Origin of the sequence: Halomonas sp. OfavH-34-E (assembly GCF_024124525.1) — a bacterium.
Lineage (GTDB): Bacteria > Pseudomonadota > Gammaproteobacteria > Pseudomonadales > Halomonadaceae > Halomonas > Halomonas litopenaei.
The window spans coordinates 24,937-38,044 of sequence record NZ_JAMXRY010000032.1 but is presented as its reverse complement, the minus strand read 5'-3'; the positions used below and the strand labels follow the sequence as shown (position 1 = coordinate 38,044).

The window sequence follows — 13,108 nt, the reverse complement described above, 5'->3', positions numbered from 1 at the left end:
GCGAAGGCGCCAAAGAGTTCAAGGCCAAACGTTCGTTTTAATGGCCAAATTACTCATACTTTGGTCAAAGAACATTTGCCAATTCAGTCATTTCAAAGACTTAGACAAGCTAAACAAAACGCTTCCTGCATACTTCAGGCGCCCTTGACCTTTGTGCAACACACAGGTTTTACACTATCCCCATCGTTCTCCCATGCGCAGCGCCGATGGGCGCCGAGGAGTGCACATGAAGGTCAGTGAACTGGCAAGAATCACCGGCGTGACCGCCGAGACGGTGCGCCACTACACCCGCGAGGGCCTGCTGGCGCCCGATCGAGACCCTGACAACGGCTATCACCTCTATGGCGACCGCGATCGCGAGCGTCTGGACTTTATCCAGCGCGCCCGAACCCTGGGATTCAGCCTGGCCGAGATTCGCGACATCCTGTCCCATGCCGATCAGGGGGATTCGCCCTGCCCCATGGTGCGCGACCTGCTGGCCGAACGGCTGCCGCAGATCCGCAGGCGCATCGCCGAGCTCGAGGCCCTGGCAGCGCGCATGGAAGACGCCATGCAGAGCTGGCAACACCTGCCCGACGGCGTGCCGGACGGACACAGCCTGTGCCGTCTGATCGAAAGCGTGCCGACGGCGTCCGTACCACAATCCGCCACGGCCAGACAGCGGGAGTCGTCATGAATCGCCTCGAGGAGCACCAATTTCAGGTGACCGGAATGTCCTGCCAGGGCTGCGTCGGGCGCATGCGCCGGGCCATCCAGGAGCACGACGCCGAAGCCCAGGTCGAAGGCGACCCCGGGAGCGGCACGCTGTCGGTTGCCTCATGCCTCGGCGCCGACGAATTAGCCGCCCTGCTGTCGCAAGCCGGCTACCCCACCGAGGCGAGTGCCACCGATGAGCAGATAGCCAGCGACAGCACGACCACGCCGCTAGCGCCCGCCGAGGCGCCATCGCCTCAGGAAGCGTCCTCAGCGTCGCCGCATAGAGAGACCTCAGCGTCGCTGCAAGAAGCGCCCTCAGCGCCTTCGCAGCGTCTGGCGATCCAGGGCATGACCTGCGCCGGCTGCGTGGCCAGTGTGCAAAAGGCGCTGGCCGCCACCTCAGGGGTCGAGCGCGCCGAGGTCAACTTCGCCTCCCATACCGCGCGGATCCACGGCGACGTCGACGCCGAGGCGCTGGTTCAAGCGGTGGAATCCGTGGGCTACGGCGCCGAACCCATCGTCGACCTGCGCCAGGCCGAACGCCAGCGTGCCGAACGCAACCAGCGCGAATACCGACGCAAGCTCAAGGGCAGCCTGTCCTCGCTGGCGCTGGCGGTTCCGCTGATGGTGATGATGCTGATCCATCACCCTGAGCCGACGGGTCTTGCCCGCCTTGGCTGGGGACTGGTGGGCCTGGCGACGCTGGCCGTGCTGGCGTTCCCGGGACGCGCCTTCTTCGTCGGCGCCTGGAAAGCGCTGCGTCACCACCAGGCCAACATGGATACCCTGATCGCACTGGGCACCGGCACCGCCTGGCTCTACTCCATGGCGGTGGTGGTGGCTGCCCCTTGGCTGCCACAGGCCGCCCGAGGGCTCTACTTCGAGGCCTCGAGCATGATCATCGGCCTGGTGTTGCTGGGCAAGGCGCTGGAACTGCGTGCCCAGGGCAGGACCTCGGACGCCCTGCATCGCCTGCTCGACCTGCAGAGCCAGAGCGCCCGAGTGGTACGTGAAGAGGGCGAGCTGGACCTGCCCATCGACGAGGTTCGCCAGGGCGATCTGATCCGGGTGCGGCCCGGCGAGCGCCTGCCCGTGGACGGTGAGGTGGTCGAAGGCGACAGCCATATCGACGAATCGATGCTCTCGGGTGAGCCCGCGCCGGTGGCCCGAGGCCCGGGCGACGAGGTCAGCGCCGGCACGGTCAACGGCCGGGGGTCCTTGGTGTTCCGCGCGACCCGCGTCGGTGCCGATACCCGACTGGGGCGTATCACCGAACAGGTGGCCAACGCCCAGGGCTCCAAGCCACCCATCGGCAACCTGGCCGATCGCGTCTCGGCGGTGTTCGTGCCCAGCGTGATGATCATCGCCGTGCTCACCGCCCTGGCCTGGTACCACTTCGGCCCCGAGCCGCGGGTCATCCATATGCTGGTCACCGCCACCACGGTACTGATCATCGCCTGCCCCTGCGCACTGGGTCTGGCTACCCCGTTGTCGACCATGATCGGGGTGGGCAAGGCCGCCGAGCACGGCGTGCTGATACGCTCCGGCGAAGCGCTGCAGACCGCCAGTCGACTGACCACCCTGGTGGTGGACAAGACCGGCACCCTGACCGAAGGTCGCCCCAGGGTCACCGACTGCCGCTGGTTCGCTGGCGAAGCCAGCGACGACCGCACCCGGCTGCTGGGTCTGGTCGCGGCCATCGAGGCCCGTTCCGAACACCCCCTGGCCGAGGCCCTGGGCCGCTATGCACACGACCATGGCCATGCTCATGCCCCTGACGATGCCGACACGCACGCCAGCGACGAACTTGGCAACAGCGCCGATAGCGCTTCTTCTTTAACCAACAGCACCATCGAGGCCTTCGAAAGCCTGACCGGACGCGGCGTGCGTGCCCGGGACGCCGAGGGACGACGCCTGGCCATCGGCAACGCGGCGATGATGCAGGAGGAAGGGATCGAGCTTGCTGACCACGATCTCGAGGGCTGGCAGGCCCAGGCCCGCACCCTGGTCTATCTGTCACTGGATGGCGTCTTGGCGGCGGGCTTCGCCATCGAGGACCCGCTGCGCGAGGACAGCCGTGACGCTGTGGCGCGGCTGCAGGCCGACGGACTAAAGGTGGTGATGCTGACCGGCGACAACGCCGCCACCGCCCGCGCGATTGGGAAAGAGGTCGGCATCGATGAGGTCCACGCCGAGCTGTCGCCGGAGGACAAGCACGCCGAGATCGAGCGCCTTCAGGCCGAGGGCGAAGTCGTCGGCATGGTGGGTGACGGCATCAACGACGCCCCCGCCCTGGCCCGGGCCGACGTCGGCTTCGCCATCGGCCAGGGCACCGACGTGGCCATCGAAAGCGCCGGGGTGACGCTGATGCGCTCATCGCTTCACGGCGTCGCCGCCGCCATCGAAATCAGTCAGGCGACCCTTGCCAATATCCGCCAGAACCTGTGGGGCGCACTGGGCTACAACGCCCTGTGTATCCCCATCGCGGCCGGCCTTTTCTACCCGCTCACCGGCACCCTGCTGTCACCGATGATCGCTGGCGCCGCCATGTCGGCCTCGTCGATCACCGTGGTGGCCAACGCCAACCGGCTGCGACTCAAGCGCCTGCGCCCCCAGAACGCGCGAGCGTCACGCCCCGACACCCCGCCATCGCAGGAGGTGCTGTCATGAGCATCGTGGTGACCCTGACGGGACTGGGATTGATCGGCCTGATTGTGTGGTGGTTCTGGCTATCCTGAAGAGACCGCCACGCCGAGGAGCGCCCCATGAGCAAGCCTTCCGTGAGTGACCCAGATTCAAGCCCCTGCCCCCGCCTCAGGTCGGTGCTGGAAACCGCCCTGTACGTGGCCGACATGGCGCGGGCGCGCGCCTTCTTCGAGGAGGTGATGGGGCTTGAGCCCTTCAACGCCGACCATCGCTTCACCGCCTACCAGGTCGGTCCTTCGGTGCTGCTGCTGTTTCTCGAGGGCGAGACCCTGGAGACGGTGGTGCTGCCAGATGATATGGGCACCATCCCGCCCCACGATGGCCGCGGCTGGGTGCATATGGCGCTGGCCATCGACCGCGAGGAGCTCGGTGCCTGGGAGACGCGCCTCGACGCCCACGGGGTCGAGATCGAGGGTCGTACCCACTGGCCCAAGGGCGGCGAGAGCCTGTACTTCCGCGACCCCGACGGGCATCTACTGGAACTCGCCACCCCGGGTATCTGGCCGAACTATTGACGTACCCGGAACCACTCCGGTGGAAAGTACGCGGCGGCTGACCATAGGAAGCCTGCTTGCGAGGTTAATCATCTCCAGAAGGGCAAGTTGATGAACCCCACGGCTCGAACACTGCTTGGCAACTGCATCAAACGCCTGGCCATGGTACCGATGGTGCTCACGATCATGCTGGTAGTGCTGGCGAGCCTTGCTGGACCGACCGACGTGGCCATGGAGGACTGCGCGGGCCCCTGTATCGCACTCCACAGCGACACTCCAGACCACACACACCCGGAGTGCAGCGTCTGTGCCGCCGTCTCGCCGTTGCCGATCATCCACGACACACCGCCAGCCGGCTTGATCGACATCGTCGTCCCGGCTGGCACCAGTCACATCATTGCGCCGCCGAGGCGCCCTCCCCGTTCCTGACAGCAAAAAGCGTCATTTCACCACCGTACACCACAAAGCACCTACCTCGGTGCCACGCTTCTTCTGTCAGGAGTTACACCAATGAGCACGACATGTTTCGCATTTATGGGTTCGATGGGCTGGATCGGTTGGGTGATGCCGATCGCCTGGCTGATCCTGCTGGGTCTCGGCATCTCCGCCCTCGGCAAGTACCTTCTCACCACTCACCGCTCTCGGGAGAAACAGTCATGAGCCACCGTCACGCCTCCCTGCTTTTCCTCGCCACCAGCCTGCTGGCTGCGGCGCCCGCGATGGCGGACCTGCCCGACACTGCCACCTTGTACAAGAATCCACAGTGCGGCTGCTGTGACGAGTACGCGCGCCTGCTGGAACAACGTGGTGTCGACGTGACCATCGTCGAGACTCGAGACATCGGTAGCATCAAGCAACGCCTCGGCATTCCGTTTGGCCTCGGCGCCTGTCATACCATCGAAATGGGGGGCTACGCGGTCGAGGGGCACGTGCCCTTCGCGGCGCTGGATCGACTCTTCGAACAGCACCCCGATACAGCCGGCATCGGTCTGGCCGGCATGCCTGCCGGCACCCCAGGCATGCCAGGCCCTCGCCAGCAGGAGTGGAACGTCTACGAGTTCCGCGATGGTGAGGCCAGGCCATTCATGACGCTCTGAACGCCCTCACGGGCAAGGCCCCGGCAGCTGCCGGGGCATCACCACCAGCGCCACAGCGATCCAGGGCCAGGCAACCCGGTCTTGTCGCCTTGACCTATCTGCTCTCACCTGACGAGTCAAAAGACTCGCTTGTTCGGCCACAGTCTGTCGATGTGAGCGCAACAAGATGGTTACCGTGAAGGAGAAAAGCATGTTCATGACACGCCGCTCGTTCCTGATGGGCTCCTTGCTATCGGGTGGTGCCGTGCTGGCAGCCAACGCCACAGGTCGCTTGTACTCACTGCCGCAACTCAACGAGCTTTACATCCCGGAACTGATCGATGCCCGCAGCCGTCACCAGTCGATTGCGCTGGAAGTTCAGGAGGGCTCGCGCCATTTCTTCCCTGGCCGAGAAAGCATCACCTTGGGCTACAACGGGAGCTACCTAGGTCCCACGCTTCGGGTCCACCAGGGCGACGATTCCGAGGTCACCATCACCAACACCCTGGGTGAAGACACCACCGTGCACTGGCATGGGCTGCTGGTCTCCGGCAACCTGGACGGCGGCCCTCACCAGACGATCCCCGCCGGAGCCACCTGGCGACCGGTACTACCGATACGTCAGCGGGCATGCACTCTCTGGTACCACTCACACGCTCATGGGCGCACCGCCAGACAGGTCTACGCAGGCCTGGCAGGAATGTTGATCGTCAGTGACGACCATGAAAAATCGCTGGGCCTGCCCTCGGATTACGGTGTCGATGACATTCCCCTGATACTTCAGGATAAGCAGTTCGAGCAGGGAACCCTGGTATTACCACAGGGCATGATGACGACGATGCATGGACGACGTGGCGACACTCTCTTGGTCAACGGCACTGTCAACCCAGTAGCAAAGGTTCCTCCCCGGCTGGTGCGTCTGAGGATGGTCAATGGTGCCAACGCCAGGTTTTTCGATCTAGCGTTCTCCGACGCCAGAATCTTTCACTGGATTGCCTCGGAGGGAGGTCTGCTCGAGAAGCCTGTTGCGCTGCGCTCGCTACGCCTCATTCCAGGAGAGCGAGCCGAAATTCTCGTCGATTTCTCCAATGGTCGCCCTGCGACCCTGACTACCGGACCAGACAGTAGTCTGTCGATGATGCGCATGATGACGCCCATGTCAGGGACTAGCGAAACGACCGTCATCGAGTTCATTCCCCAAGGCACCGGCAGCAGTTCCCTTCAGGTACCACAGCGGCTTCACGCCCCTGAACCCCGGATCCCCTCAACGGCACTGCGCAGACGTCGCTTCGAGTTGACCATGGGCATGGAGATGGGCATGGGCATGGGCATGGGCATGGGCATGGGCATGGGCATGGGCATGGGAAACATGAGGAGGGACGAAACACGAATGAGCAGGGCCAGCTTCGGCATCAATGACCGTGCCTTCTCCATGGACAGAGTCGATGAGCGGGTCAACCTGGGTGATAGCGAAATATGGGAGGTGACCGGCGCAATGATGGCCCACCCCTTCCATGTACACGGCGTGCATTTCCAGGTCATCAGCCGCAACGGTTCTGCGCCGCAGATCCGTGACAAGGGCATGAAAGACACTGTGCTGGTGCGCGAGCCCGTCGAACTGCTGGTCCATTTCAACCAGCCTTCGCTGGGTGCGCCCTTCATGTATCACTGCCACATCCTCGAACACGAAGATAACGGCATGATGGGACAATTCACGGTAACCTGAAGCCAGCAGCGCCAGGACCTCCGCAGGCAACGAAGACCGAGGCTTGCCGGGATCACGGACCCTCGTTCGACCGCTTCAGTCGACCGGCTTATTCGACGGGCTCTGCGTGCTCCACCATCAGCTGCAGCGACTCACGCCCGCGAAAGCGGTTGCGATTGAGCTTGTAGGCGCAGTGCAGGGTGGCGCCCACGTCGAAGTCCGGCAACTGGCCGGGGGTCAGGCAGCGAAACCAGATGGCCTTCAGGGTCAGTCCGCGACAGGACAGCTCCAGAGTCAGGTGACTGCCGTCACCCACCGGCTTGAGCCGCTCCACCAGAAAGCGCCCCTCGAACAGCGGCGCCTCGAACTCGCGGCCGAAGGGGCCAAGGCCCTCGATCTCGGCCAGGGTCTCGAGGCTTAGCTGATGCTCGCCGAGTTCACCGTCGGTGTAGAGCCTGGGCACCAGTTCCAGATCGCCAAGCTGTTCGCTGACCGCGATGATCAGCGCCTGTCGGAAGTCGTCGAGGCGTTCCTGTACCACGCCGACGCCAGCGGCGCCCCGGTGGCCGCCGAAACGCGTAAGCGCCTCGGGGGCAAGGTCGTGGGCGCGCTGCAGAGCATCGCGCAGGTGCAGCGCCTCCACCGAGCGTCCGGAGCCGGTCAGCATGCCGGCCTCGGCGGCGGGGGTCAGCACCAGGGTCGGCCGCCCGTAGGCCTGCACCAGGCGCGAGGCGACGATGCCCTGAACCCCCGGATGGCCGTTCTCCAGGTAGACGATGATCACCGGCTCGTCGGCGTCCAGCGCCCGGCGGGCCAGCAGCCTGGCCTCGGCGACCATGTCGGCTTCGATGGCCTTGCGCGATTGGTTGTCGGCGTCCAGGGTCTCCAGGTGACGCCGCGCCACCCCGTCATCCCCGGCGAGCATGAAGTGAAGCGCAGCGTAGGGATCGTCGAGACGCGAACGGGCGTTGATTCTCGGCCCCATCTGGAAGCCCAGGGTCTCGGCGTTGAAGGGCACGCTGTCGGCACCCAGGCGCTCCGCCATTACCCGCCAGCAGGGCTCGCCCATGCGATTGATCAGCGCCAGACCGTGGCGCACCACCGCCCGGTTGATGGCGCTGCCACCCAGCGACACACAATCGGCCACGGTGCCCAGCGCCACGTAGGACAGCCAGGGCGAGAGCTTGGGCGTGGACGGCGACAGTACCGCCTGTTCGATCAGTACCTGGCGGGTCAGCGACATCAACAGCCAGGCCACCATGCAGCCGGCGATGGTGGCGTCCGGGTAGTCGCAGTCGGCTCGGGTCGGGTTGACCGTGGCATAGGCCGAGGGCGGCGGCCCTTCCTGGGGCAGGGCGTGGTGATCGCTGACCACCACGTCGATTCCCGCCGCCTTGAGCCTGGCGATGCGCGCCTCGTCGCTGCTCCCGCAGTCGGCGGTAATCACCAGGCTGGGCCGCAGCGTCAGCTTCAGGGTGCGCTCCACCAACGGCAGACTGATGCCATAGCCGTCATGAATGCGGTGACCGATCAGACTGTGCAGACGTGACTCTGGCACCCCGAACAGTTCGTTCAGGGTGCGCCGGATCACCACGTGGGAGGTGATGCCGTCCACGTCGTAATCGGTGAGGATGCCGATGTGCTCGCCCTCGGCCACCGCCTGAGCGATGCGCTCGGCCGCTCTCGGCGCATCGGCCAGACGCTCGGGATGGACCAGATGACGCAGACTCGGATCGACCAGCGGGCCGAGTTCGCCCTGGTAGTCGGGCAGGCGTCCGGCCAGCAGCCGGGCCTGAAGCTCCGACAGCCCGGCCTCGAGTCCCTGCCGATACAGCCTTTCGTTGCGAGGACGCGGTTCGATACGCGGGCGCGGCTCGACATGCTTGCCCGAGCCGGCATTTGCCGGAGAAGAGTGGGACATCGGATTCTCTGGAAGGTTGAAGCGAGGGTGGCGCAGGAGGGTGCCGGGGACCGAGAAGGTCGGCGCAGATGGCGTGCTGACCGCCACCTGCGCCGACGCGATACCGGCGCGTCCAACGCGGCTGGATCGACTCAACTGATCGGCAGCATCACGTGTTCACGATAGGCACTGCGCTGGGTCAGCTTCTCGTACCAGGCCTCGAGGTTCGGCAGGCTCGGGCGCTCGATATCCAGGGCGAACCACAGGTAGACGTAGGCCCCCAGCGGAATATCACCGATGCCGAATTCCTCGCCGGACAGCCAGGGCTGGCGAGCCAGCGCACCGTCGGCGATACGCAGGCTCTTCTCGAAGGCGGCCAGGGCCCGCTCGACGGCTGCATCGTCGCGGGTCTCGGGGGTGCCACGCACCAGGTTCATGATCAGGTCACGGTAGGGGCCCGCCAGACTGCCCAGTGCCCAGTCCATCCACATGCTACAGCGTGCCCTGGCGCCGGCAGAGTCGGTGGCGAGTCGACCGCCACCGTGTACGTCGGCCAGATAGCGGACGATGGTGTGGGACTCCCACAGCACCAGGTTGCCGTCCTCGAGACAGGGAATCAGACCGTTGGGATTCTTGGCCAGGAATTCCGGCGAATCGAGCCCGCCAAAGGCTCCCCCTAGATCGACCCGCTCAAGCTCGACCCCCAGTTCAGTGGCACACCAGGCGGGCTTCTTCACGTTGACCGAGTTGTTGCGTCCCCACAGCTTCATGGAAGTCTCCCTGTCGGGATGCCCGGCAGCGGGCACCCTTGGCAAAACTGATGGATAAGAACCAATTGGCAAAACACCGAGCCGAACGCCGCAAGGCGCTCGGCCCCATCCCGAAGGCCTCAGCGACGACGATGTTCGGCGACGAAGGCCTGTACCGCTTCGAGTCTAGCCGGCAGCACCTCGTAGCGTTCCTCGCGCTCGAGCAGATCGTCCATATGTGGCGGTAGCGGCACACCCGGGAAGCCGGCCTTGACCACCGCCTCGGCAAACTTGGCCGGGTGGGCGGTGGCCAGGGTGATCATCGGCGTAGAGGCGTCCCTGCGCTCGCGCTCGGCGGCACGATAGCCGGTAGCGGTGTGGGGATCGAGGATCTCCTGGGTGCGGTGGTGGGCCTCGCGGATCACCTCGAGGATGGTGGTGTCATCCACGCTGTGGCTCGAGAACACCTCGCGCAGCCGGCCCAGCGGGGCTTCGGCCAGCACCGTCGGCTCGTTCTGGAAGCGCCCGAGCAGCTCGTCCACGGCGCCGCCGTCGCGGTCGTAGGCTTCGAACAGCAGACGCTCGAAGTTGGACGACACCACGATGTCCATGGACGGCGCCAGGGTGGCCAGCAGCTCCTGCTTGGAGAAGTCGTTGTCGGCCAGGGTGCGATGGAGGATGTCGTTGGCGTTGGTGGCGACGATGAACTGCTTCACCGGCAGCCCCATGCGGTAGGCCACGTAGCCGGCGAAGACGTTGCCGAAGTTGGCCGAGGGCACGCAGAAGCTGACCTGACGCTGGGGCGCACCCACCGCCACGGCGGAGGCTACGTAGTAGACCACCTGGGCCATGATCCGCGCCCAGTTGATCGAATTCACCGCCACCAGCCGAGCCCCGTCGAGGAAGCTCTGGTCGGCGAAGCTGGCCTTGACCATGGCCTGGGCGTCGTCGAAGTTGCCTTCGATGGCGACGTTGAAGACGTTGTCGGCCAGCACCGTGGTCATCTGCCGGCGCTGCACCTCGGACACCCGGTTGTGGGGGTGCAGGATAAAGATGTCGAGGTTGTCACAGTGACGACAGCCCTCGATCGCCGCCGAGCCGGTGTCGCCGGACGTGGCGCCCATGATCACCGCGCGCTCGCCACGCTTCTTGAGGAAGTGATCGAGGATACGTCCGAGCAGCTGCAGGGCCACGTCCTTGAACGCCAGGGTCGGACCGTGGAACAGCTCGAGCAGGAAGTGGTTGGCGTCGAGCTGATTGAGCGGCACCACGGCGTCGTGGCTGAAGGTCGCGTAGGCGTCCTTGACCAGGCCACGGAAGGTGTCGTCGTCGATCTCGCCGCCGACGAAGGGCTTCATCACCCGAAAGGCGATCTCGGCGTAGGACAGCCCGGCCATGTCGGCCAGGTCGTCGGCGCTCAGGTGAGGGAAGTCCTCGGGAACGTAGAGGCCACCGTCGGCGGCCATGCCGGTAAGGACGACTTCTTCGAAGGACAGCGCGGGCGCCTGCCCGCGGGTGCTGATATAGCGCATCTTGTGATTCCTTGCCGCCGCCCGGGGCGCGGCCTGAGATTCCAGCGAAGCGCCCGCGAAAGCGAGCCTGGGCCCGCTCCCGCAGGCATCATCAGTCCTGCTCGTCGAGGCTCTCGACGCGAATGCGGGTCACCGAGCCGGCGATGTCGGCCAGGGACTCTATGCGGCGAATGGCCTCGTTCATGTGCTTCTCGAGGGTACGGTGGGTCAGCAGGATGATCGGCACCAGTTCGCCCTCGGTGGCCTCCTTCTGGATCAGCGCCTCGATGGAGATACCCTCCTCGGAGAGGATGGTCGCCACCCGCGCCAGCACGCCGGGGCGGTCCACCGCCAGCAGGCGCAGGTAGTAGGCCGTGGTGATGTCTTCCATGGGCATGATCGGCAGCTCGTCACAGTCATCGGTGACGCCGCAGAAGGCCAGATAAGGCGTGCGATAGCGGTGCTCGGTGGAGATGTCGCGGGCCACGTCGAGTAGGTCGGCGACCACCGCCGAGGCGGTGGGCTCGTCACCGGCGCCGGCACCGTAGTAGAGGGTCGGACCAACGGCGTCACCCATCACGGCGATGGCGTTCTTGACCCCGTGGACGCTGGCCAGGAGCCGCTCCTTGGGAATCAGCGTCGGATGGACGCGCAGTTCGAGGCCGTCACCGGTGCGCTTGGAGATGCCCAGGTGCTTGATGATGTAGCCCAGGTTGTCGGCCTGCTCGACGTCCTCGGCGGTGACCCGAGAGATACCCTCGGTGTAGGCCTTCTCGAACTGCAGCGGCACACCGTAGGCGATGGACGCCAGGATGGTCAGCTTGTGGGCGGCGTCGATGCCTTCCACGTCGAAGGTCGGATCGGCCTCGGCGTAGCCCAGCGCCTGGGCCTCGGCGAGCACGTCCTCGAACGCCCGGCCCTCGTCGCGCATATGGGTCAGGATGTAGTTGCCGGTACCGTTGATGATACCCGCCACCCAGCTGATGCGGTTGGCACCCAGGCCCTCGCGCAGCGACTTGATTACCGGGATACCGCCGGCCACGGCGGCCTCGAAGGCCACGATCACGCCCTTTTCATGGGCCGCCTTGAAGATCTCGTTGCCGTGCACCGCGATCAGCGCCTTGTTGGCGGTGACCACGTGCTTGCCATTCTCGATGGCCATCATCACCAGCTCGCGAGCCACGTCGTAGCCGCCGATCAGCTCCACCACCACGTCGATATCGGGGTTGGTCGCCACCTCGAAGACGTCCTTGGTGGTACGAATACCGGTAAGGTCACAGGCGGGATTGATGCTGCGATGGGCGACCTGCTCGATCACCAGCGGGCGACCGGCACGCCGAGCGATCTCGTCGGCGTTGCGCGTCAGTACATTGAAGGTGCCGCCACCGACGGTACCCAGCCCACAGATTCCCACTCTCACCGGTTTCAATGTCATTCTCCCTTCTCGACCGTCGCCGCAAGCGACGGCTGTGTCAGCGATTTGGCGAGGCCCGAGTCTGGCTCGAGCCTTCTCGATTGTGTTGTCAGACGGGCTCAGCCGTCGATGCCGAGGCGCTCGGCCAGCCGTTCGGCGGGCACATAGCCCGGGACCATGGTGCCGTCGGGCAGGATGATCGCCGGCGTGCCCTGCACGCCCAGCTCCAGCCCCAGATGATACTGCCGCTCCACCGGATTGTCGCAGCTTGTGGCGCCGCTCGGAACCTCTCCACTCTTGGCGGCGGTCATCGCCTCGCTGGTATTGTCGGCGCACCACACCTGTTCGAGCTGGCGGGCGCCTTCGCTCTGCATGCCGCCACGCGGGAAGGCCAGGTAGTTGACCTGGATGCCCAGCTCGTTGAGGCGCGGCACTTCCTCGTGCAGCTTGCGGCAGTAAGGACAGGTGGTATCGGTGAAGACGTGGATGGTGGCCTTGGGCTCATCGACCCCGCGATAGACGATCTGCTCGGACTCGTTGATGGCCGCCACGCGGCTGGCGCGGCTGGCGTTGCGGCTCTGCTCGGACAGGTTGACCAGGCCGTCCTCGGCGTTCTGGTACAGATCCCCCACCAGGAAGTGGCTGCCGCTCTCGTTGGTGTAAAAGGACTCCCCGGTCTCCAGACGCACCTCGTAGATGCCGTCCATGGGGGTATCCAGCACCTGACTCACCGGCATCTTCTGGCCGTTCACCTCAAGCTCGTTGAGCGCGGCGGGAGGGGCCGCCAGCGCACCGCTGGTCCACAGGGCAGCGGTGAGCAGAGCGGGCAGGGAAAGCACGAACAGAGGGCGTTTCAT

12 protein-coding genes are annotated in these 13,108 nt (G+C 65.3%); 7 read left to right on the top strand and 5 right to left on the bottom strand.

Going from position 1 to position 13,108, the window contains the following annotated elements; genetic code table 11:
- Window positions 1-226 precede the first annotated feature (226 nt).
- The 7 genes from NH448_RS14590 (at window position 227) to NH448_RS14560 (ending at window position 6,698) form a co-directional block, all read left to right on the top strand.
- Window positions 227-676: a MerR family transcriptional regulator gene (locus tag NH448_RS14590; RefSeq protein ID WP_045991319.1), complete on the top strand. Its 450-nt coding sequence runs from the start codon at window positions 227-229 to the stop codon at window positions 674-676.
- On the top strand, window positions 673-3,366 hold the full coding sequence (locus NH448_RS14585; protein ID WP_253028927.1) for a heavy metal translocating P-type ATPase: 2,694 nt from the start codon (window positions 673-675) through the stop codon (window positions 3,364-3,366). The genes NH448_RS14590 and NH448_RS14585 overlap by 4 nt, the downstream gene beginning before the upstream one ends.
- A gap of 95 nt (window positions 3,367-3,461) precedes the next feature.
- On the top strand, window positions 3,462-3,917 hold the full coding sequence (locus NH448_RS14580; RefSeq protein ID WP_253028926.1) for a VOC family protein: 456 nt from the start codon (window positions 3,462-3,464) through the stop codon (window positions 3,915-3,917).
- A 90-nt stretch (window positions 3,918-4,007) separates the two neighbouring features.
- On the top strand, window positions 4,008-4,325 hold the full coding sequence (locus NH448_RS14575; protein WP_146164620.1) for a hypothetical protein: 318 nt from the start codon (window positions 4,008-4,010) through the stop codon (window positions 4,323-4,325).
- Window positions 4,326-4,406: 81 nt separating this feature from the next.
- Window positions 4,407-4,556: a hypothetical protein gene (locus tag NH448_RS14570; protein ID WP_181248578.1), complete on the top strand. Its 150-nt coding sequence runs from the start codon at window positions 4,407-4,409 to the stop codon at window positions 4,554-4,556.
- Window positions 4,553-4,993 (top strand): DUF411 domain-containing protein, encoded by a 441-nt coding sequence (locus NH448_RS14565; protein WP_045991323.1) that lies wholly within the window; start codon window positions 4,553-4,555, stop codon window positions 4,991-4,993. Before NH448_RS14570 ends, NH448_RS14565 begins: the two co-directional genes overlap by 4 nt.
- Window positions 4,994-5,183: 190 nt before the next feature.
- Entirely contained in the window at window positions 5,184-6,698 is a 1,515-nt protein-coding gene (locus tag NH448_RS14560; protein ID WP_253028925.1) for a multicopper oxidase domain-containing protein, read from the top strand.
- Window positions 6,699-6,786: 88 nt separating this feature from the next.
- Here the strand turns inward: NH448_RS14560 and recJ are convergent, their stop codons facing one another.
- From recJ to NH448_RS14535, 5 genes are all read right to left on the bottom strand, one after another.
- On the bottom strand, window positions 6,787-8,598 hold the full coding sequence (gene recJ / locus NH448_RS14555) for a single-stranded-DNA-specific exonuclease RecJ (protein WP_253028924.1): 1,812 nt from the start codon (window positions 8,596-8,598) through the stop codon (window positions 6,787-6,789).
- A gap of 131 nt (window positions 8,599-8,729) precedes the next feature.
- A complete protein-coding gene (locus NH448_RS14550) occupies window positions 8,730-9,347 on the bottom strand; it encodes a glutathione S-transferase (protein WP_253028923.1) in 618 nt (205 codons plus the stop codon).
- 119 nt (window positions 9,348-9,466) lie between these two features.
- Complete coding sequence (thrC, locus tag NH448_RS14545) at window positions 9,467-10,858, bottom strand: threonine synthase (protein WP_124804949.1); 1,392 nt, start codon at window positions 10,856-10,858, stop codon at window positions 9,467-9,469.
- Between the two features lie 91 nt (window positions 10,859-10,949).
- Complete coding sequence (locus tag NH448_RS14540; protein ID WP_045991328.1) at window positions 10,950-12,266, bottom strand: homoserine dehydrogenase; 1,317 nt, start codon at window positions 12,264-12,266, stop codon at window positions 10,950-10,952.
- Between the two features lie 104 nt (window positions 12,267-12,370).
- A complete protein-coding gene (locus tag NH448_RS14535) occupies window positions 12,371-13,108 on the bottom strand; it encodes a DsbC family protein (RefSeq protein ID WP_124804950.1) in 738 nt (245 codons plus the stop codon).